17 protein-coding genes and 2 pseudogenes are annotated in these 21,603 nt (G+C 38.5%); 14 read left to right on the top strand and 5 right to left on the bottom strand.

Translation table 11 applies throughout. The features are described from left to right. Positions 1-4: 4 nt before the first annotated feature. Positions 5-1,516 carry a carboxypeptidase-like regulatory domain-containing protein gene (locus tag N4G44_RS21360; protein ID WP_474929822.1) on the top strand — a complete coding sequence of 504 codons (1,512 nt, stop codon included), beginning with the start codon at positions 5-7 and terminating at the stop codon, positions 1,514-1,516. Between the two features lie 330 nt (positions 1,517-1,846). On the opposite strand, the gene N4G44_RS21355 is transcribed toward N4G44_RS21360, so the two are convergent. The 5 genes and pseudogenes from N4G44_RS21355 to N4G44_RS21335 form a co-directional block, all read right to left on the bottom strand. Beyond that, a complete protein-coding gene (locus tag N4G44_RS21355; protein WP_474929821.1) occupies positions 1,847-2,497 on the bottom strand; it encodes a response regulator transcription factor in 651 nt (216 codons plus the stop codon). Positions 2,498-2,722: 225 nt separating this feature from the next. Beyond that, positions 2,723-3,193 (bottom strand): OsmC family protein, encoded by a 471-nt coding sequence (locus N4G44_RS21350; RefSeq protein ID WP_474929820.1) that lies wholly within the window; start codon positions 3,191-3,193, stop codon positions 2,723-2,725. A gap of 48 nt (positions 3,194-3,241) precedes the next feature. Continuing rightward, positions 3,242-4,800: pseudogene (locus tag N4G44_RS21345) on the bottom strand (Rne/Rng family ribonuclease). A gap of 368 nt (positions 4,801-5,168) precedes the next feature. Beyond that, positions 5,169-5,459: an HU family DNA-binding protein gene (locus N4G44_RS21340; RefSeq protein ID WP_002984212.1), complete on the bottom strand. Its 291-nt coding sequence runs from the start codon at positions 5,457-5,459 to the stop codon at positions 5,169-5,171. 138 nt (positions 5,460-5,597) lie between these two features. Further along, positions 5,598-6,200, bottom strand: a complete 603-nt coding sequence (locus tag N4G44_RS21335; RefSeq protein WP_474929819.1) for a response regulator transcription factor — start codon at positions 6,198-6,200, stop codon at positions 5,598-5,600. Between the two features lie 333 nt (positions 6,201-6,533). Between N4G44_RS21335 and tssO the strand changes: the two genes are divergently transcribed. The 13 genes and pseudogenes from tssO (at position 6,534) to N4G44_RS21270 (ending at position 21,367) form a co-directional block, all read left to right on the top strand. Continuing rightward, a complete protein-coding gene (gene tssO, locus N4G44_RS21330; protein ID WP_474929818.1) occupies positions 6,534-6,980 on the top strand; it encodes a type VI secretion system TssO in 447 nt (148 codons plus the stop codon). A gap of 15 nt (positions 6,981-6,995) precedes the next feature. Then, a complete protein-coding gene (locus tag N4G44_RS21325) occupies positions 6,996-7,520 on the top strand; it encodes a type VI secretion system transmembrane protein TssO (RefSeq protein ID WP_474929817.1) in 525 nt (174 codons plus the stop codon). A 48-nt stretch (positions 7,521-7,568) separates the two neighbouring features. Continuing rightward, entirely contained in the window at positions 7,569-8,477 is a 909-nt protein-coding gene (locus tag N4G44_RS21320) for a PKD domain-containing protein (protein WP_474929816.1), read from the top strand. Between the two features lie 48 nt (positions 8,478-8,525). Continuing rightward, positions 8,526-8,921, top strand: coding sequence for a type VI secretion system protein TssR domain-containing protein (tssR, locus tag N4G44_RS21315; RefSeq protein WP_474929815.1), 396 nt, complete (start codon positions 8,526-8,528; stop codon positions 8,919-8,921). Between the two features lie 35 nt (positions 8,922-8,956). Further along, positions 8,957-10,924: a type VI secretion system protein TssR domain-containing protein gene (locus N4G44_RS21310; protein ID WP_474929814.1), complete on the top strand. Its 1,968-nt coding sequence runs from the start codon at positions 8,957-8,959 to the stop codon at positions 10,922-10,924. A 743-nt stretch (positions 10,925-11,667) separates the two neighbouring features. Then, a pseudogene (locus N4G44_RS21305) lies at positions 11,668-14,163 on the top strand (ATP-dependent Clp protease ATP-binding subunit). Positions 14,164-14,234: 71 nt separating this feature from the next. Next, the gene (locus N4G44_RS21300) at positions 14,235-15,107 is read left to right on the top strand and encodes a lytic transglycosylase domain-containing protein (protein ID WP_474929813.1); all 873 of its coding nucleotides are present in this window, start codon (positions 14,235-14,237) and stop codon (positions 15,105-15,107) included. Between the two features lie 357 nt (positions 15,108-15,464). Further along, positions 15,465-15,875, top strand: a complete 411-nt coding sequence (gene tssD / locus N4G44_RS21295) for a type VI secretion system tube protein TssD (RefSeq protein ID WP_260540020.1) — start codon at positions 15,465-15,467, stop codon at positions 15,873-15,875. Positions 15,876-16,083: 208 nt separating this feature from the next. Beyond that, a complete protein-coding gene (locus N4G44_RS21290) occupies positions 16,084-18,279 on the top strand; it encodes a type VI secretion system Vgr family protein (protein ID WP_474929812.1) in 2,196 nt (731 codons plus the stop codon). 35 nt (positions 18,280-18,314) lie between these two features. Beyond that, positions 18,315-19,169 (top strand): hypothetical protein, encoded by an 855-nt coding sequence (locus N4G44_RS21285; RefSeq protein WP_474929811.1) that lies wholly within the window; start codon positions 18,315-18,317, stop codon positions 19,167-19,169. Positions 19,170-19,189: 20 nt separating this feature from the next. After that, the gene (locus N4G44_RS21280; protein WP_474929810.1) at positions 19,190-19,702 is read left to right on the top strand and encodes a PAAR-like protein; all 513 of its coding nucleotides are present in this window, start codon (positions 19,190-19,192) and stop codon (positions 19,700-19,702) included. Continuing rightward, complete coding sequence (locus N4G44_RS21275; protein ID WP_474929809.1) at positions 19,642-20,451, top strand: Tle-like phospholipase domain-containing protein; 810 nt, start codon at positions 19,642-19,644, stop codon at positions 20,449-20,451. Before N4G44_RS21280 ends, N4G44_RS21275 begins: the two co-directional genes overlap by 61 nt. Before the next feature lies 1 nt (position 20,452). Continuing rightward, on the top strand, positions 20,453-21,367 hold the full coding sequence (locus N4G44_RS21270) for an ankyrin repeat domain-containing protein (protein WP_474929808.1): 915 nt from the start codon (positions 20,453-20,455) through the stop codon (positions 21,365-21,367). Positions 21,368-21,603 lie beyond the last annotated feature (236 nt).

The following is a 21,603-nucleotide window of genomic DNA, read 5'->3' as shown; positions in this document are numbered from 1 at the left end:
AACTATGAAAACTTTAATCAAAATACTCAGCATATTCATCCTTACCTTTTGTCTGTTTTCGTGTAATGAAGATCTTATAGAACAGGCTCAGACAGGATCATTGAAAGGAAAAGTCGTAAAACGGGGCACCAATGTGCCCATTCCTAATGTGAAAATCTTTACAGCACCCACTACACAGACGGTTTTCAGCGGAACAGACGGTACATTTGAAATTGCCGCGATGCCGGTAGGAAATTATTCTGTAAAGGCCGAACTCTCCGGCTATCTCACCAATTTTCAGGGTGTCAATATACAAAATCAAAACCAGGTGGTAACCGTGGTTTTTGAAATGGACGATGATGAATCGCTCAACTCTCCTCCTTCTGCACCGCAGCTGCTAAGTCCGGTAGACAATGCGGTGAATCAACCTTTAAACGTTGAGCTGACATGGACTGCTACAGATCCTGATACGGCTGATGTTTTAAGATACAGTTTAACAATTAAAAATAACCTTGATACGAATGTGATCCAGGTTAATGATTTGGCAGCGAAACATTATTCGTTGTCCAATTTGAAGTTTGGTGTTAGTTACTTCTGGCAGGTGTCTGTTTCGGACGGCATTCACCCGCCAGTTTTAAGTACCATCAGTAAATTTACCACCAATACGGTTCCTGCCAACCGCTATCATTATGTACAGAAACAGAACGGAAATTTTGTCATTATGTCAAGTGACGGAGCAGGAAACAGCTTCCAGTTTACGAATTCGTCCTATAACAGCTGGAGACCAAGGAAAAATAACAATGCCGGACTGATAGCATTTCTGCGAACGGAAGGCGGAAGTACCCATATCTACACAGCAAATCCTGACGGATCCAATCCTTTTAAGGTCACGACGGTACCTGCTGCAGGATTTAATAATTATGAAATGGATTTTGCATGGAGTACAAACGGCCAGGAAATTCTTTATTCAAACTTCAATAAACTGTACAGGATTAATAAGGACGGAAGCGGATTGACCTTAGTGTACACCACTCCGGACGGCAGCATGATCTCTGAGTGCGACTGGAGCTATGACGGAAGCAGAATTGCTTTAAAAACAAATGACTACAACGGATACAATACAAAAATTTATATAATAGATATGACAGGAAGTGTATTGAAAACCGTTCTGTCCGGAACGTCAGGGGCAGCCGGAGGACTGAATTTCTCTGTAGACGGCCAGATGCTGGTCTTCACCCGTGACACTTCAGGATACCAGGACGGAAGCGGAAATTACCGCCAGCTTGATTCCCATATCTTTATCTACAACCTGACCAGCGATACTGTTTACGATATTTCTGCAGAAAGCGAAAAGCCAATGGGAACCAATGACCTCGATCCAAGATTTTCACCGAATAATGCCCAGGTGATCTTCATGAATACTTCCAATGATAATATTTCCCAGAAAAACGTGATGGTTATTGATCTCAACAGTACACTGACCGATCTTTCAAGAGCTTCTCTTTTCAGTAATGGCGAAATGCCGGATTATGAGTAGGAGTAGGTTTGAGGGTTTGAGAGTTTATGAGGTGATGAGTTTAAAGTTTAGAGTTTAGAGTTTGGGGTTTAGAGTTTTTGGGATGCTTTAATGGGAAATAGTTTTAAAATTGAAAACGACGGATTTGCTACTTAAAAAAACTTGAACTGAAATTTTTGAATTCTGAAATATTAGAACGAAAGGCAGCTATCTGGTGGCTGAGGCTCTCGAAGCCACCAGTAATAATTCACCTTTCACTTGCAAAGCAAAAATTTACCACTGACATCTCTTCACCTCAAAAAAATTCCAAACCGAAGGTTTGGAATTTTTTTTGAAATTAATTTTTTTTCATCAGTCGATAATGTGGTTTTCTAAGGCGTATTTTACAATTCCTACGGAATTTTTTGCGTTTAATTTTAAGAGGATTCTTTTGCGGTGGGTTTCTACCGTGTTGATGCTTATAAAGAGCTTTTCAGAAATGTCTTTGCTGCTGAAGCCGTCGCATATCAGTTTAAGGATCTCCATTTCCCTGCGGGTGAGAGGTTCTTTGATGTGCTGATTGGATTTTCCTTCCTCGCTGCTGATAAAGTTGATCATTCTTTCTTTTGCGTTATCGCAGATGTAGATCTCATTTAAAAGCAGGATGTTTATGGATTTCAGGAATTCATCATATCTGCTGTTTTTATCGAGATAACTCTTTATGCCTTTGTTAAAGAGCTTCCGGATGTCAATCATATCATAACTATTGCCTATGACAATAATCTTGATTTTTTTGTTGGTGGAGGTAATGTCTTCTACAAGCCGGAAAATGTCCGTAAGCATCAACATGTTGGAGCTTAAGACCAGAATTTCCGGAGGATCCAGTTTTAATTGTTCGAATAAGTGTTCATGAGAATTACAAATGTCAATCGTGTTAAAAATTTTACTCTGTGAGAGTAGTTTTGACAAGCCTTCTGTATACAGCAACGGCTCATCAAAGATGGTTAATCTTGGTTTCATCATGGTTAGTTTTGTTTATATAAAAATATAAAAAAATATTCAGATTATATAAAAAAATAACAATTAATTGCAATTTATTGCAATAATAATGATTAAGAAATTGATTTTTTATTGATTATTTGATAAATAATTCTCTTATTGTGGAGTTTTAAATAATAATTTTAGAGTTATTGTAATTTAAATCTAATATTAGTGGTTGTTTTTATCGTATCAGACTTAAAATTAAAACTATTTAACTAACAGGGTAGGGATATGTTCTACCGGAAAATTAACCGACCTGGCAATGAAGCAAAACTGACCTGCCTTATGATGCAGTTCTTTTGCTTTCTCAATCATTGATTCTTCCGTAACAGTAACGGTAGGGTGCAAAGTAACAGATGTAAAGTGACCGCTTCCATCCGCTGTTTCAGTCATTACGCCGGTAGCTTCATCTTTATAATCGGTAACAATGATGCCTTCTTCGGAACAGAAATGAAGGTACCAGAGCATGTGGCAGGAAGAAAGGGAAGAGAGGAACATATCTTCCGGATTATGCTTGGTTCTATCTCCACGAAATGCAGGATCAGAGGAGCCTTCAATAAGAGCTTTATTCTCAATCTGAATGGTATAGCTCCTTTCATAATTTCTGTAACTGCTGGTGCCGGTTCCTTTGTTTCCTGTCCAATGGATGGTTGCTTTGTAGTGGTGGTCTTTGCTCATTTTAGTTTAAAAAACCTCCGGTACAAGGCCGGAGGTTAAATTTTGTTCTTAATTAGAAAACTCTATCAATTCTTCTTTCTTCGAATTGTAGATTTTATATTCTAAATATTTAAAAGAATCCCTTGGGATGATGGTTACCCATTTTTTGTATTTCATGAACCATTTCATCTGGATACTTTTGATGCCTTTGGTAAGGTAGGCTTCCACGAAAGGGTGTACATGAAGGAAAATTTTTCCTTTCTCCTTTTGCAGGATGCTTCTGAGCGTTTCGCCCATTCTTTCCACGATGACGATCGGAGCTACAATTTCTCCGTCTTTGTTCGGGTTTTCTTCTTTGGTTTCGATCTGTTTTTCCGGACGGTTTCTTTGTCTGGTAATCTGGATCAGTCCGAATTTGCTCGGGGGAAGAATTTTGTGGCGTGCTTTGTCACGCTTCATTTCTTCTTTCAGATGTTCATACAGATCCCTTCTGTGCTCGGGGTTCTGCATATCGATGAAATCGATTACAATGATGCCTCCCATATCACGGAGACGAAGTTGTCTGGCAATCTCTGTGGCTGCCATTTTGTTCACATTAAGTGCGTGTTCTTTGTTGGCGGCGTTCCCGGTGGTAATATTGTTTCCGGAGTTAACGTCGATTACGTGAAGTGCTTCTGTGTGCTCTATAACGAGGTAAGCACCTTTTGAACTTGGAATATTAACGTGTTTTCCAAAACTCTGTTTGAGCTGTTTTTCAACGTTGTAATATTCGAGAAGAGGGATATGTGAATTGTAAAACTGGACAATATTCTTTTTTTCCGGGGCTATAACCTCTACATAGTTGGTCATTTCGTTTACCATCTGTTCATCATCGCAGATGATGCTCACGAAATCCTGGTTGAAATTGTCTCTTAATATAGCTGAAGCTTTGTCTTCTTCGCTTAAAACTCTTGCCGGAACTTTACTTTTCTGAATGTTTTTGAACGTGCTTTCCCATTTCTGGATGAGCTGATTCATATCATTGTGAAGGTCTGCTACTTTTTTCCTTCCGCTACGGTTCTTATGATCACACCGAAACCTTCAGGTTTGATGCTGTCGATAAGGGTTCTCAGTCTTTCCTTTTCTTCAGTGGTTCTGATTTTTTTGGAAATGGAAACTTTGTTGTCGAAAGGGATCAGGACCAGAAAACGTCCTGTTAAAGAAACCTGGGTAGAGATCCTCGGACCTTTTGTGGAAATAGGTTCTTTGGTAATCTGAAGCAGAACAAGATCATCTTTGGCAATGACTTTTTCTACGGTTCCGTTTTTGTCTATTTCGGGTTGTATCTCGAAATTTTTTAGGCTTGAAGTGCTCTGTTTTTTAGAAATAGTGTCTTTTAAAAACTTTCTGTAGGTAAGGTATTGGGGCCCCAGATCCTGGTAATGCAGAAATGCATCCTTATCGTAGCCGATGTTTACGAATGCTGCATTCAGGTTAGGTGCCAGCTTTTTTACTCTTCCTACAAACAGATCTCCAACTATAAATTCGCTTTTGTCCTCTTGCTCATGAAGTTCACATAGTCTTCCGTCTTCCAGCAGTGCAATCTTTGTAAGATCATCTTCATGCGAAACTATTAGTTCTTTCTTCATTTTGTATAAGATAAAAATTTATTAAGATTATAGGAAACTGGCGTATTTTTTAGCAAATAAATAATTTTAAATATAAGAATTTAGAATGAAATTGCTGTATATTTTTAAAAAATATCTGCAAAAGCCTTTATTTTTCCTTTTGAATCTTATCGTTGCAAACAAAAATATAGTCGGTGAACTCTAAATAATTAAAACCACCAACTATATTATTATATTGTAAATCCCGAAAAAAAGAGATTATTTTTTCTTATGTCTGTTCGCTCTTCTTCTTTTCTTTCTTTTGTGAGTTGCAACCTTGTGTCTTTTTCTTTTCTTTCCGCTTGGCATAATTTTAATTTTTTAGTAACTAGTTAATATTCAGTTAATTTTTATTTTACTGCGACTTTTGTTTTTACTTTCTCTACAAAAGATTTTGAAGGTTTGAAAGCAGGAATGTTGTGAGCAGGAATCTCAATTGCAGTGTTCTTAGAAATATTTCTTCCTGTTTTAGCAGCTCTTGTTTTAATGATAAAAGATCCAAAACCTCTCAGATAAACGTTATCCCCATTATACATAGAAGTTCTGATCTCCTGCATAAAAGCTTCTACAACTTTCTGTGTTTCATTCTTTTCTGTTCCCAACTTATTTGAGATGGTGTTTACCAATTCTGCCTTTGTCATTTCCTTTTTTAATTTTAAATTTTAGGTGTGCAAATTTAGTTAAAAAAATTGAATACTAGCAAATTAGTGGCAAAATATTTTTGTTTAAAGAGTTGGAGTTTTTATGTTGAGCCTATATTAATATTACATTAAATCTTTCTACATGCTGGAATTATAGTATCCGTTTTCTACACAGAAACGGATGAGGTGCAGTTTTGTTTTCAGTCCCAGCTTTTCAGTAAGCCTGTTAATATAAGTGTCTATCGTACGGGTGCTGAGGTTCAGCTTTTCTGCAATTTCCTTATTGCTGTAGCCCTCGTAGCAGAATTTCATAAGCTGTATCTCGGTAGGGTTCAGCTCTTCCTGGCCTTTCTTCTGCCTTTCCATATAGTTCTGTACAGCGAGTGGCTGCTGCTCCCATTCCCTGGAGTATTTTTCATAATCGAAGCCGTCAGAGGCAATAGTTCCTTTGATGATGTCTTTTATAATGGTACTTTTTTTCTGACAGTAATAGATATTGGGAATTTTGGAAAGAATCTCGGCCATATCTTCCTGGTAGGTGCTGGAATAGGTTACAATAGGAGTTTCCGTATTGTTTTTCCTGATGTACTTAATGGCTTCCATACCACTTAGTACCGGCATGAACAGTTCTATAATAAACACATCTTCCTGCCTCCTGTAGATCCTGTTCACGAGCTCATGGCCGTTATTACAGTCATTCAGAAGCATATAGAAGGGGTTTTCCATAAGCGTCTTGATCATGATTTTCTTAAAATAAAAATCACTGTCAGCTATAGAAAATCGCACTGTATTTGATAATAATTTACTCACTTTTTAATATCGATTTGGTGGTGATATTTAAAATTCAGAGGCCTAATTTATGAAAAACTTATGAAAGTTAAAATTAAACTTCGTTAAATAGGGGTTTTCACGAAACTACATTAGGGAAAATACGTATTGTGCATAAATTTTTTTTTATATTTTCACAGGCCAAACAAATCGCAAAAATATGTCTTCTAACAGGGAAAAAAACTTAACAAATCTGACGTCAGAATAGGCATCTGGAAGTTTATTCTGTCTTTCGCCGTTCTCTCGGTGGTGTCTTTTCTGTGTTTATTCCTCTTTTTTAAAAGCTATAGTATACAGCGGGAAGGAATTGTCAGACAATCTGATGCTTACAAAGAACTTATGATGCGTGGTGATGTTCTCAGGATTCATGTAGATAAAATCTATGACCAGATGAGCCAGCTAAACATTAATAAGGTAGAAAATGATGTTTTTCTCAGAACCAGAATCATGGATGATGTGAGAGAGGTGAAAAACATTATGGGTAAAGACAGTGTGGATAATTTCAAGCATTATGCCGTTCTGATGAAACAGATAGAGCCGATGCTGAAATTAAAGAACGATATTATAGGAGTGGAATCCAATAAGAAGATCGTCCTCAGGGATCTTGAAGATTGTATCGCAAAAGTAGGAAGGGCCAATGGCCAGCTTAGAAAAGATCCTACAAGAAACTTTACAGGAGGTAAAAGAAGATAATAAAAAAGAAAGCATATGCAGGGATCTATTACACTATCTAAAAAAGAAAGGCATTATCAGTTTTTCTATTTAATACTGATGCTTCTGGCCGCTATGATATTCTTCGGAATCATCTTTTTAAAAGGCTACGAATCTCCGTTCTCGGAAGAAGATGTCAGAGGAATACAAAGTCTGGAACAGAAAGCGGCATTCGACCGCGAACAAAAGGTCTTACAGCCTGAAATGGACAGTACCTATACCATGATCAGCAGAATTACAGACAAGTCTCCGGAACCTTTTGCAGAAAATAATATCTTCAACGGGATTAATGGGCTTGCCAGCTATTTTCATGGAAACGACGTGATGGATATCCGCAAGGATGCCTATCCGCAGATCGCTAAATTCTACAAAATGTATTTTGAAGATAAAAAAGTGATTTCCACAACCACGGAAGACGTAAAAAGATTTGAAAAAGAAGTGGAAGAATGCAGAATTGGTTTTAAAGATAAACAGAACCGGCTTTACGAAAGACAAAATGCATTAAGGGCCAGGACCCAGTAATCAAAAAAATAAACATTCAAGGAATAAACACATCACAATCACTTAACTATGAATTATTTTCAAAAAAACAAAAAGAACATTATTATTGGTGTTATCGCAACGTTGCTCATTGCAGCGCTCGTTGCGTTATGGCTGCAGAAAAAGGTGATCCATTCTGCCGATGATATTGTAGGGGTAGTCTATCCTTCTTCACTATCGGTAGGGGATACACTTTTATTTGAGGATAAGACCCAGTTCGCAAAAACCAAAAGATGGAATTTCGGGGACGGGACTACTTCCGACAAAAGTACGGGAATCCATTTTTACAATAAACCGGGGTATTATTCGGTAAGCTTGATTATAGATAATAAGTATACCAAAACCTTTCCTGTAATGGTTTCGCCAAGATACCAGAAGCCAAAAGACAGTGCGAAGATCAGTACCATTATTGATGCTCCTACACAGGCGATGCAAAATGAAAATGTGCAGTTCCGTGCAGTTTCGGAGGCTACACAGTTTGCCTGGAAGTTTGGCGAAACGGGTAATATAGATGCTAAAGAAAAAATGGCCATCTACTCCTATAAAAGACCGGGTGACTACCGTGTTGCATTGTTTACTGAAGAAAGCCAGGAGCCTATTTACCACCTGATCAAGATTCTTCCTGCTTACAACGCTTTACAGGAGGATGAAATTCCGGTAGAAGATTCTTACAAAAAGGTTGATGATGATTTCAAATACCACCTTCAGCAGATTGCCAACGGAAACAGTTTCAACGTACATTACAATTACCTGCTGAGAACTTACCTGTGTAACAACGAAAACACGGTGGTAAAAGTAAGCGACAGTAAGGCTAATAACTTTTATATGTACTGCGCAGGCCTTCAGTTTGACAAAAATGTCGTGATCCAGAGTGTAAAAGTAAACCTGGATGATAAACAGAACTGTGTAACTAAGGTTGATATCAACCAAAGCAAATAATAAGTCCGGGCTCCCGGATACACCACCCAATCATAAAAATAAAATAGGATGAAGAATAAATTTCCTCTAGCAGCATATTATATAGGATTATCAGTATTGTTAGCAAGCTGTCAGGTGAAGCTGCCATCTAAAAGGACCCCTGAACCGTCCCAGTACGGGCAGGTAGACAACTCGCCGGTTGTAAACGGATACCCTAAAAAATCCGTCCCTTGGATCGTTATTTCAGACAGATCCAGAAATACAGCCTATCTTGATAAAAGTGACGAAAAGTCCTACAAAGAAGTTAAATTTCTTGAGCCTTTAATGGTTCTGAAGCATAGAGACGGAATGGTAAAAGTAGCGGAATACGTTCCCGATGCTTTAATGAAAAAGTTTCGTCAAAATCCATTAAAACCTATGGATGGATCCCGGAATCCGACCTTCTTTTATGGAATAATTCTTTAAAAAGCGAAAAAACAGGCTTCCCTGTAAGAGTAGCCGTGGTACCGAATCACAGTGAAGTGATCCGAAGTGCTGAAAGATATTATAAGAACGACTCCATCATGGTGTTCAATTCTCCAAGTCTTATAGAAGCAGCCAATGTCAAAATTCCAAACGGACAGATGGTGTATGTCTATAAGCAGGCAGAAAACAACAAACGCTTTTTGGTAGGTAAGAAACCTTCCATTGATATAGACAGCATCAGTACCAACCTTTACGGATGGGTTAACGCCAATGTGATCTCTACTTGGGGCGAACGTTCTGCAGTAAAGCTGAAAAACGATACCAAAGTAACGGAAACTACCTTAGGAATCCATGAAGGATATCCGGGGGCGTCAGATTCAGAAAGCAGAACGGCTATTCTTCTTACGGATACCAACAAAAGAACCCCTCTGGAAAATATCTATCCGGTAAGCTTACCTTTGAATGAAGCTCCTACACCGGATTCCAAGACAAAATATTTCACCAATATTTTAGATTACAGCAAAAACTATGTATTCAATGTTTTAGGAGAGGAAATCTATTTCGACCGTTACAGAGAGATCACTGAAAGAGATAAAAATATCAATATTGTATTTGCTCTGGATGTAAGCGGCCCGAACGCTCCTTATGCCCCGATTGTAAAGTCTCTTCTTCAGGATCTGCAGCTTAGATTCGAAAAACCTTCGTATTTCAATGGGGTAAAATACGGTGTTGTTTTGTATAAAAATAATCCGTGCGGGGAAAACGTTCTGGTTTCCAACTTAAGCTCGGATTACAGTAAAATCACCAAATTCATTGACGAAAGAACCAATGAAATGAACTGTGCAAGCAACAGCGGATACCAGCCGGTGGGAGAAGCGCTCTCTGCCGCAGGAAACCTGCTTTCCAATGTTCCGGATGAAACAAATGTGGTGATAACAGTAGGAACCTCTGCCAATCAGAGCGGAAACATGTACAGCGTAATCAGCTCTCTTACGCAGGCTCAGGCCAGGCTGATCATGTTCCAGACCAGTGCAAGGTCATCCGATACCTATAACGATTTCGTATTAATGGCAGAAAATGTAGTCACTAATACTGCAAAGAATATTGCCGAACTTAAAAAACAAAAGATTATCAATCAGAGTGATGTTCTTACTAAAAACAACTTTAACCTTGTAGAGGGCGATGAAGGATTCTTCTCACTGGATTATCCGAAACAGAGTATGTCCCAGGGATTTGTAATCTTCCCTAAAAAAGGAGACGTAGCAACACCCGGTTACCTGAAAAAATCGGTAGACAGCCTTATAGCACAGGTTACTTTGGATAACCAGACCATTGACAAGTCTCTGAATGACTATTTCCATTCTTCAGTAGGCGCCGGAAGAACAGATGTAGACCTGAAATATAAATACCTGTTCCCAGGCCTTACCAATCCGGTTTCTGCAGGAATTGCAGCGCAGCTGATCAACTACGGGAACCCTTTCCTTGTAAAAGGCTATATCCCGAAAGAGCTGAAAGACTTTAAACCGGGTATAGAAAAAGGAATTCTTATTTCTGAAACAGAATATGATAACCTGAAGAACTTCTATACGGAAGTTTACCTTAAAACAGAGCCGGAAAGAGCAGATTTCAACCAGTCGAGAGCTATTAAAGAATATATCAAGATTCTTAAAAAATACAATCCGACTTTAAAATTCTTAGATAAATCCGAGCTGTATGAAAAACCAATGTCATATGCAGTAGGATTAAGTACCGGATTCGATAACTCTGAAGATGAGCTGATGTCGAAATACAAACTGAAAGGTTGGAAAAAATCTAAGATTGTTTTAAAAGAAACAGCCAGAGCATACTTTAAAAGCTATAAACAGCTGGCAGAGCACATGCTTTCCCACAGAAACAATCCGGCTGTAAAAATCCAGCAGAACGGGCAAACCTTCTATTGGCTGAATGAGTACTTTATGCCGACTACCCAAACCGTAGACGAGCCGGAGTACACCAAACATTAATCGTTCAATGAATCATATCAAAAGCAGGAGTATTACTTCTGCTTTTTTTATTTTGTAAGGGTAAGTGATACATTGGAACAAATTCAGAAAAAGGTTTAAAGCTTTTACTTTTTTAAACATCAGATCTGGAATTCGACATTTTAAAGCTCAATTTTGCATTTAAAAACCAGTGTATTTCTCATTGAAGTGTAAAATGTCTTATTTTTGGTGTATATCCCTAAAACGGCAAACCCTTTTACAGTGACATCTGGCAAAGATTCTTAAATCAAAAGTCGTAGAATTACTACAAAATATGAAATTTATGGAGAAATACTTTTGAGATAAAAATAACCGTTCTATATTTGTTAAACAATCACACCACATCACAAAATATTAATCATTGATAAAATGCACAATCATGACGGAATTCAAAGAATCATAAATGACGGGGAATAACAGAAGTTATGGAAACTGAAATACAATGATGATCTGCGGATTGTGCTACTTAATGAAGACACACTATTACACATCAACATTCATAAAAAAGATCGTCCCCAAAGGCGGTCTTTTTGTTTAAAAAGTAAAAAACTATTTTAATTTACCATTAAGAAAACTTATTACTTCTCTGATCAAAGAATTAACTACCTTTATCTTACGTACATTTTACATAAAAAAGATATATTTGTAAAAGGTAAGTTTTGACAGATAACACCAAATAATCTGATACAAAAGAAACACAAACATATTAATATTAGAAAATTATAATGGGAGTACTAGTAACCAACGAAACAGTAAAGCAGCTATTTCATATTGCCCAGTCAATAGCAAAGGAAAATTATAATGCCACCTACGGCGGCCCGCACATCCTGCAGGCATTAATGCATAAAGATATCGGCCTTAATGAATTCCTGAAAAATATTGATAAAGATCCCGGGTATTTTTACGAATGGGCAGATGTCCGTATTGAAGAATATCCGAAAACAGCACATCTTCCGGATGAAGTACGCCCGGATGATGCTGTAGATACCCTTACAGAAGAAGCAGACGATATCAGGCTGAAACTTGGGCTGGACGAGATCACACCGATCTGTATCCTTACTGCCATTGTGAAACCTGAAGTTGTTTTTCCCTGCAGCAGCTGAAATCACTCCCTCTTAGAGAACACGAAATTTTTAATTTATACAGAAAAGATACCCCTTTCGCGGTATCCGAAGACGGTAATTTTTCTTCACTTTTTTCAAATGGGTCAGATTATACGGATTCTTCATTTCCTTCAATCAAAAGCTACTGTGTGGACAGAACTGCACAAGCCAGAAAAGGAGATCTTGAAAATATCATAGGAAGAGACAAAGAGCTGCGAATGCTCGTTGAAATCCTTTGCCGCAGAAGCAAACCGAATGTCATCATCATCGGTGAGCCGGGTGTAGGAAAAACGGCTTTGGTAGAAGGCTTTGCCATAGAAATCACCAAAGGAAATGTTCCTGAAATGCTTAAAAACGCAACACTTCTTGAGCTGGACACAGGAGCATTATTAGCCGGAACTTCCTATAAAGGCGAAATTGAAGACCGTCTGAAAAAAGTAATCAACGAATGCAAGAAAATTGAAAAAGCAGTTCTCTTCATAGATGAAATTCATACCCTTTTAGATCCAAAAGGAAGTATAGGAAATGTGGCCAATCTTCTTAAGCCGGAACTTGCAAGAGGAGAAATTACAGTAATCGGGGCTACAACACAGGAAGAATACAGGAAAATTATTGAACCTGAACAAGCCTTTAACCGCCGCTTTGAAGTCCTGACCGTCAATGAGCCGGACGAACAAACCTGCGTAAAAATGATTGACGTCCTTCTGGACGGCTACAAAAAACACCACGGAATCGAAGTAGAAAAAACATCCATTCCTGAATGTGTACGTCTTGCTAAAAGATATGCAAAAGGAAAAAACTGCCCGATGCAGCCATTGACCTGCTGGACCGTACGATGGCCGCCATCAAAATGCTTGATGAGCTTTCGGAAAAAGAACTGGCAAGCTGGAAAGAAACTTACGAAGCCATTTTAAAAGAAGAATTTGCCGACAGCAAAGACCAGGCAAATGAACTGATCTGGAATTACAACCTGCTGAGGGATAAAATAAGTCCGATTCTTTGGGGTTCATTAAATGAGCAGCCTGTTATTGATAATTCCATGCCTGTGGATCAGATCCACAAGATTATTGATGATACTTATGCTGAACTCTTGCAGCATGCAGCTAAAAAAGAGAAAAAGTAGACCGTCTGGAACTGGCAGCAGTAATGGCGGCAAAAACCAATATCCCGATCGGAAAAATCCAGGCCCAGGAAAAAGAAAAGCTTCTGAATATGGAATCCCTGCTATTAAACAGGGTAGTAGGACAGGATCATGCTCTGAAAATCCTTTCAGACGCTATCGTTGAAAACCGAAGTGGATTGAACAAACCGGGACAGCCAATTGGGTCATTCTTCCTTCTGGGACCTACCGGAACAGGGAAAACCGAGCTGGCAAAATCTATGGCAGAACTTCTTTTCAACGACGAAAAAGCAATGGTACGTTTCGATATGTCCGAATTTAAAGAAGAACATTCAGCAGCGTTACTGTACGGAGCGCCTCCGGGCTATGTAGGTTACGAAGAAGGGGGAATGCTCGTTAATAAAATCAGACAGCAGCCATATACTGTTGTTTTATTTGATGAAATTGAAAAAGCCCACCATTCTGTGTTTGATGTGTTCCTTCAGATCATGGATGAAGGAAAAGTCCATGATAAACTGGGAAAAGAAGGTGACTTCAGCAATGCCCTGATCCTTTTCACTTCAAACATAGGAAGCGAAGAGATTGTAAAACAGTTTGAAGAAGGAAAAGTTCCGGAATCCTCTTCACTGATGCAGATTATGTCCAATTCAGGAAGATTCAGACCGGAGTTCCTGGCAAGGATTACAGAGATTATTCCTTTTGCACCAATCACTGAATCTATTGCAGAAAGAATTTTCAACATTCAGCTTAAATCACTTCATACATCTCTGACAAGATTGGGAATGGCCTTAAAAATCAGTGACGAAGCTGTGAAAAACCTTGCCTTGGGAGGGTTCAGCAGCAAATACGGAGCAAGACAGATCTCAGGAGTGATCCGTGCGCAACTGGCGAGACCGATCTCCAAAATGATCGTGAGAGAAGAAGTGAAATCCGGGCAGACCATTCATGTAGACTGGAACACAGAAGAAGAAAAATTAACCTGGAAAGTAGACGGATAATACACAGAACGCTCATTGGCGATTTAGCCTTTTAGCCTTTCTGCCCTTTAGTTATAAAAAACATATTAAAAATGAAAACCGCATTCAGAAATATCTTTACAGCACTGATGCTGACAGGAAGTTTTGCGATGATGAACGGACAGTTTCTGGAACCTTCGGACACTTCAGAAAGTAGTGTAAGGAGGTATAACAATATTATCAATGCCAATAAAGAAATCGTTGAATTTATCGAATATTCATTGGTACAGAAAGGATTGCCCAGGCATTTAAGAAACCTTGCCCTGATAGAGTCCCATTTCAACAGGAATATAACCTCGGGAGCCGGAGCAGTAGGAATATGGCAGTTTATGACTGCACATGCCAATCAATATGGTCTTACGGAGCAGAACCGTACAGACGTATATAAAAGTACAAAGACAGCAGTGGTTTCCCTTGGAAATCTCTATAAAAAGTATGGCGACTGGATCACAGTGGTAGCGGCCTATAACTGTGGTGAGGGAAATATTGCCAAAGCCATGCAGAGCGCTGGTTCTACACAGTATCATGTGTATTCTAAATATCTTCCTGCTGAAACAATCAACCATGTTAAAAAATACCTGAATGCCTGTTATGCAACCGGTGAGCTGGAAAGTGTTTTGAATAACTATAATTCTGCAAGGCTTAATAAAGTTTTCTTTACAGAAGGCGGAAGTGGCAGAAACACTGCTGCGCCTCTTCAGGAAACCGAGATTAATGCAGGATTCAATCTGGATGTCATCGCTGACGAACTGGATGTGGAAATGAATGAAATTCTTGCCTGGAACCCCGGAATTACTGAAGAATTACAGAAAAAAGGGGAGAGCCCTTTTTATCTTCCTACCGACCTTATGCCGGATTTTCTTCTGAAAAAGAATAAAATTCTTTCCCGTTCCATAAAAGAAGGCGTTCGTGTGCAACAGCAATAAGCTAGATAATTATAATTCTACAGCCGTTACTATTTTTAGTGCCGGTTTTTTTATAAAATTCAATTTTGACTTTGTTAAAAATACACTAACTATTCTTAAAAAAATCTTAATATTTCTCTTTTAAGTGTAAAATAACCTTATTAGTCAGGGTTTTATTTTGAATATAAATGATTGTAAATCATATACTTATTTATTGTATTTAAATCTATTGTCGTAGAATTACTACATCAAATCGTAGAATTACTACAAAATTTGAAATTTACATTCAAAAGATTTTTTATTAAAAAGTGACGTTCTATCTTTGCTATGTAATCAATCACCAAATCACAAAATATTAACGATTAAAATTTACAAATCATGGCAGCAAATTCAAGAGGAATCTTAAAATTCAACGGAGGCGAAGAACAGAAATTATTAAAGCTGAACTACAGCGTATCCAGATCTACAGACGTTTCAGGACGTGTAGCATCGGATCCCTCCAATGCACTGATCAAAGTTACAGTAGAAGCTACTGAAAAATCGGACATCCTTGAAAGCTTACTGAACGGAAAGTACAAGCCTACAACAGGTGAAGTTACTTTCAACAAATCTCACGAAGAAGGTACCCTAACTACCCTGAAGTGGGAAAACGGTTATGTGATCCAGCATGAAGTAGACTTCGACGCTGTAGATGAAAACAGTATGCTGATCAGTTTCGTAGTAAGCGCAGAAGTTATCACTTTAGGTAACTCCGAGTACCGCGGAATGTGGCCTTCATCTGGTCATTAATCCCAGAACAATCATCTTAGTAAAAATAAATTGGTACAGAATAGTGTATTCGCAAGAATATACTATTCTGTTTTTGCCGTATTTGGACAAATATCGTTTCAAAATGGTCCTTCGGAACCTCATTATAAGTGTCTCGTAAGGATTGGAAGCTGCCTCCGTATGCCGGAAGCTATTCAGAATTTATTATAATTTAAACAAAACACCTATTATGTTTAAAGATGATCAATCGATAAAAGTGCACGGCCCTAAAGGCAGTATAAAAGATACAGAAGCAGAACAGCTTAACCATGCTGAAGATATGGCTGTACAAAAAGCAGATGCAAAGCTTCAGAAAGCGGATGAAGCCATTAAAAAGTCTGCAAAAAATGCACAGGACATTTATTCGGGTGCTTCCCAAAGCTCCAAAATGTTCATGAACCAGACTATGGTTCCCAATAATCCATCCATTACCGAAAATAAAGTATGGTCCCAACAGCCAACTTCCAAAATACATAATGCAAAGGCCATCCCGGAAAGCATTATTGCAGGAATTAACCGGGTTGTCATGCTTGATATTGTAGTGGAAGGGCAGGTAATCAGGCATTTCAAACATTTTAAACTGGTGCAGAGTGCTTCAAAGCATCACGAATTCAGCCTTATTCTTGCTCATGACACCTTAGGAGGTGCAGAAAACCATAATTTGCAGGAAGCACAGAGCTTTTTAGGAAAAAGAATCACAGTAGTATTTAAATATAAAGATATTGAACAGGGACCAGAACGTAATTTTGTGGGCGTTATTACAGAAGTAGGATTCAGCCAGGAAAAGGGAAGTCTTGGAAATATCGTTCTTAAAGGATTCAGCCCTACTGTGCTGCTGGATGCTGCGCCCCATATTCAAAGTTTTGGGGGCGGGCAGGAAGTGAGCCTTAACAGTATTGCTGATCATGTCATCAAAGAAGGGCTGGGACAGAATAAGTTCGATTTCAGGGTAGATGCCCAGCACGGAAACGTCCCTTACAGCTCTCAATATGAAGAAACCCACTATAATTACCTGGCAAGAATTGCAGAAGCCTATGGCGAACAGTTTTACTACGACGGTGAAGTTCTGCATTTCGGTAAACTTCCGCCGCAGGAAAAACCTGTAAAACTTACCTACGGAAGCAGCGTAAGCGACATTGCGATCAAAATGAGAGCCCAGCATGTAAGCCCGAGTTTTTATGGCTATAACAGCAGCAAAAATGAGAAGCTCGTTACAGGAAGCTCAAAGATCAATCATACTTCAGATATTGCCAAACGTGCTTACGAAATATCAGAGAAAACCTTTAAAACACCTTCTCTACGGGTAGCTCCCATCAAAGCCACATCATTTATGGATATTGATGCTTCCCAGAAAGGGACGGCTGGAAGCAAGGCATCAGAGGTTTTCATTACTTCAGGATCTACAACGGTTCCGTTCCTCTATCCCGGATGTACTGCAGATATTGAAATGCGTAAAACGGATACCAACGATACCTCTTATTTTACCAAATTAATGATCGTGCAGGTTACCCATGAAGTCAATGCAAGAGGATATTATGACGGAACTTTTGAAGCTATTGCGGCAGATACGGGATTTATTCCCCGCCCGGAATTTGAAACCCCGAAAGCAGAACCTCAGTTTGCCAAGGTAATTTCCAATACCGATCCTTTAAATCAGGGAAGGGTAAAAGTTCAGTTTGACTGGCAGGGAGGGCCGGACACTACCGAATTTATACGGGTAATGACTCCGGATGCGGGAAGCAGTGACAAAGTAAGCAAGAACAGAGGATTTATGGCTGTCCCGGAAGTTGGCGACCAGGTTATTGTCAATTTCGTCCATCAGCACCCGGACCGTCCTTTTGTAATGGGAGGAATGTTCCATGGCGGAATCGGAGGCGGAGGCGGTGCCGGAAATAATATAAAAAGCTTAAGCAGCAGAAGCGGAAATAAATTGGAATTGAATGATGGTGAAGGTTCTGTTTTCCTGACCGATCAGGGCGGTGCTAATATGAAATTTGACGGTGCGGGAAATGCAGAAACCAATGCCAACAATAATAAAACAGTCAACGTAGGAAACAACAATACGGTCAATGCCGGAAGTACAAGCTCTATTAATGTAGGTGGAAAAGACGGCGGAGCGGCTGATTCGGTTTTAAAAATGGATGCCAGCGGAAACATTTCTGTGGAAGGAAAAACAAAAATTGAATTAAAAGTAGGCGAAAACAGCATCACCATCACCAAAGAAGGAATCACTATTTCTGCCAAAGAAGGAATGCTGGATTTGAATTCGCTACAGAATGCTTTATTGGTAACACAGGATAAACTGAGCATCCACAGTCAATCGATCACTTCAATCAATGCAACAGGAGATCTGTTTATCACCGGAAGTAAAGTTGATATTAACTAGTGTTGAGCAATTTATTCTAAAAAACTTAGCAAGGCATGACATTGGAATCGAATAATGAAGAAAATAATGACTTATCAGGATTTAAATATGCCTGGTATAAAAAAGCAGAATATCAAATCAATATAAAATCCTATCTTACACTGGGAACAGGAAAAGCAAACCAGACAGAAATAGAACAGGACTGGACCGTAATGCCGGGAGAATACAACCACATCAATGTAGAATCTTCTGCCCAGAATTATATTCAGTCAGACGGTCAGATGCAGCCTTTTTATGAAATTCTTGAAAAAATAAACAAGGCAACAGAGGTAGTAGAATTATCCTTGAATACTGATAAAAGCATTCATGAAGTCACTAATAAAGAGGGAATTTTAAGGAAGTGGGAAGAGATAAAAAAGGACTTGCATTTTTTTGAGCTGGTAAAAGAAAGTTACAGAACTTTTATTCAGATTTATGATAAAGAGTTTAATAATATAGACCGTAATATTGGGCGTAATTTATTGTACCAGATTATGTTTTATCCTTTACCGGCATTCAGAGGAGGAAGTTTTACCGAGGAAATTCCTGTAAGGACCACTTTATCAACGCTTTTTCCCGGAGAAGAACTGAATTACAGCTCTGCTTACAGGATTTACAGAAACGAAGATGGCGGATATACTGTAAAGCTGGAAGGAAAAAGTAAGGAAAACCAATCCCGGTTTGAAAATGTATATAAGGAAAAGTATCAGAGAACCCTGGTCAATCCTTTGGAATACAAATATGCAATAGAAGGAGAATATATCTATAATCAGGATTCGGTACTGTCAGAAGTCCTATTTCATGTGAAGGAAGAGCTTAATGAAAAAATGATGTATGTCTGCAGATATCATATAAGGTTAAACAAAAAGTAACACATTAATTCACGATCACTATGAGTCAGTTATATATCGCACAAGGTACTCCGCTTATTTGTAGTAAAGGTAGAAGGCTTATAGGAATTGGAGTCAGTTCCCAATCTTCGGTAAACCTGAAAAAAGGGGCCAAACTAATGGCTACGGAGGACGACCGTTTTAAAGGCAATTTTATTTGTCCGGAAATGATGATCGCCGGGGCTTTAGCCGGAGTTGCCGTAGCAGCAGCTTTTTCCGGCGGACTTTTTGTTTTGGCAGCGGCAGCCTGGGCAGGAAGTGCCCTGATTGATGACTGCCTGAATATCTGCTCATTTCTATGCAAAGGAAGTGACTGGAAAAACACTCATCCAAAAGTTAGAATTGAAAATAAAAAACCTTTGCTGCAAAATTCCAGTTTACATTGTTTCATAGGAGGGAGGTTACTTTTCATTTACCTGTTGCCCAGCTTCAGGAGGCGAGTACAGCCAGTCAGATGGCAAAAGATTCTTATGAAGACGGTTACAAAGATAAGGATGGAAATACTACAACAATAAATGGCTATACCCGCATTAATACAGATGACCAGGGTAAATTAGACGAATTGTTTGGACCAGGGGCATTGAGAAAGGAAGATTTTAATACCAATAATAGTAATGGTTTTTATGCTTCCCTATATTATAACGAAGAAACAAAAGATTATTTTGTAGCGTTCAGAGGTTCCGAGCCGAAAGGTATGCAATTCTATCATGACTGGTTTATTGAAGATGGAGGGCAGGCCTTTGGCTTCGCTACTCCTCAAATAGAAAAGACCAGAAGCCTTGCTGAGAAAATGGATAATGCAACCAATGGACATGTGAAATTTACAGGACATTCCCTGGGAGGTGGGAACAGTGCAATGGCTTCCTACTATACAGGACTTCCTGGATATACCTTCAATACAAGAGGGGTTCATCAAAATACTTTAGATTATCTTGATAAAAAAGGAGCTGTAAAGTCAACTTCAAGTATTATTAATTATAGTACAAGTAATGACATCCTTAACGGATTACAGAACAATAGAGAAGGGCTGCTTTCTACGCTGGCATTTTCAGGAATCCCCGGTCTTAACTTACTTGCAGGGGCTGGAGGGCTTACCGGAGGTGTTCCGCGTGCTTTAAATGAGCAGCATGAAATTTACGGATATATTGAAGACAATGAGGGACTTGGTATAAAAACCATTGGAAGCGGTCATAGTACTTATGCTGATGCATTTCAGGCTATGATGGACACAATCAATACAGACGTTGTAGCAAATAATATATAATATGAAAGCAATTATTTTAATACTTCTATCCATTATGACACTTAACAATTGTTCAGATTCTGTTCTTAGATCCCGTAAAAATGAAAATAGAAGAAACCTTCCACCCGGAAAGCTATTTGAGGGTCCACAGCTTAAAGCGGCGCAAAGTATTTTTGATGAAAACAATGTTGAACTTACAAATGTCATTAAGGCTCATCCGGAAATCATTAACCAGTTGAGTGATAGAGAAGAAGATAATGGATACACATTACTGCACTATGCCGCATTGCTTGAAAATATGAAAGCAATGGAATCTTTAATGGAAAATGGTGCTGATCCTAATATTATAACACCTCAAGGTTTGCCAGTTAATCATGCGGTAGCCCTTAACGATTATGATATGCTGAACTTATTATTAAAATACCATGCAACGCTTAATCCCACAGTCGGAAAGAGTCCCCTTAGTGATGCGATGATGCTCGGAGATGAAAATGCTGAAAGAAAAATGATCAACTATTTGCTTGAACATGGAGCAGATATTAACCATGTATCTTACAATGGGAGCAATATTATGGAAGATGCTGCAAGAGACGATTTGGATTTGGCCAGCTATTTTCTGGAAAAAGGAGGACAGCCGGTTATCGCCGGAACGCAACTTTCTCCAATGGCAAATTATATTCAATACAAGGAAAATCAGAAAAACGAACGGAATTTACCGGATTCTCCCTATTATCAAAAATTGTTCGCGCTTAAAAAACAGCTGATTGAAAAATATAATGTTCACTTCCCTTACCAAAAAGATACAGTAGCAGAAGCTAAACTCAGAATAAAATTGTATGAAAATCTAAGTCCTAAAGATAAAACATCAGTAAACTTCAAAAAGAATTACGGCGAAAACCGCTATCAGGAAGATTTGGCTATTGTAAAAGGAAAGTAAAGACAACCAGAAACACTATTTAAATCCAACAATAAAAATCAGATCGGTCAAGGTCTGATTTTGTTTTTATATTTCCCATGATGGTGTAAAATAATAAAGAAATTAAACACTCTTAAAAATATAATTTCTATTGCCAACAGGCGTCTGCAGCATTATGTTAAATCAAAAGTCGTAGAATTACTACATCAAATCGTAGAATTACTACAATATTTCAGATTTGCATCCAAAAACTTTTC

It is taken from the genome of Chryseobacterium sp. GTID13 (genome assembly GCF_056172655.1).
The sequence above is the reverse complement of the archived record's forward strand: the minus strand, read 5'-3'. Positions and strand labels throughout refer to the sequence as shown.

What these genes read in the sequence shown, in the direction of transcription:
- N4G44_RS21360 (WP_474929822.1), top strand. Translation starts at nt 5, where the DNA reads ATGAAAACTTTAATCAAAATACTCAGCATATTCATCCTTACCTTTTGT.
- N4G44_RS21355 (WP_474929821.1), bottom strand. Translation starts at nt 2,497, where the DNA reads ATGATGAAACCAAGATTAACCATCTTTGATGAGCCGTTGCTGTATACA.
- N4G44_RS21350 (WP_474929820.1), bottom strand. Translation starts at nt 3,193, where the DNA reads ATGAGCAAAGACCACCACTACAAAGCAACCATCCATTGGACAGGAAAC.
- N4G44_RS21340 (WP_002984212.1), bottom strand. Translation starts at nt 5,459, where the DNA reads ATGACAAAGGCAGAATTGGTAAACACCATCTCAAATAAGTTGGGAACA.
- N4G44_RS21335 (WP_474929819.1), bottom strand. Translation starts at nt 6,200, where the DNA reads ATGATCAAGACGCTTATGGAAAACCCCTTCTATATGCTTCTGAATGAC.
- N4G44_RS21325 (WP_474929817.1), top strand. Translation starts at nt 6,996, where the DNA reads ATGCAGGGATCTATTACACTATCTAAAAAAGAAAGGCATTATCAGTTT.
- N4G44_RS21320 (WP_474929816.1), top strand. Translation starts at nt 7,569, where the DNA reads ATGAATTATTTTCAAAAAAACAAAAAGAACATTATTATTGGTGTTATC.
- tssR (WP_474929815.1), top strand. Translation starts at nt 8,526, where the DNA reads ATGAAGAATAAATTTCCTCTAGCAGCATATTATATAGGATTATCAGTA.
- N4G44_RS21300 (WP_474929813.1), top strand. Translation starts at nt 14,235, where the DNA reads ATGAAAACCGCATTCAGAAATATCTTTACAGCACTGATGCTGACAGGA.
- tssD (WP_260540020.1), top strand. Translation starts at nt 15,465, where the DNA reads ATGGCAGCAAATTCAAGAGGAATCTTAAAATTCAACGGAGGCGAAGAA.
- N4G44_RS21290 (WP_474929812.1), top strand. Translation starts at nt 16,084, where the DNA reads ATGTTTAAAGATGATCAATCGATAAAAGTGCACGGCCCTAAAGGCAGT.
- N4G44_RS21285 (WP_474929811.1), top strand. Translation starts at nt 18,315, where the DNA reads ATGACATTGGAATCGAATAATGAAGAAAATAATGACTTATCAGGATTT.
- N4G44_RS21280 (WP_474929810.1), top strand. Translation starts at nt 19,190, where the DNA reads ATGAGTCAGTTATATATCGCACAAGGTACTCCGCTTATTTGTAGTAAA.
- N4G44_RS21275 (WP_474929809.1), top strand. Translation starts at nt 19,642, where the DNA reads ATGGCAAAAGATTCTTATGAAGACGGTTACAAAGATAAGGATGGAAAT.
- N4G44_RS21270 (WP_474929808.1), top strand. Translation starts at nt 20,453, where the DNA reads ATGAAAGCAATTATTTTAATACTTCTATCCATTATGACACTTAACAAT.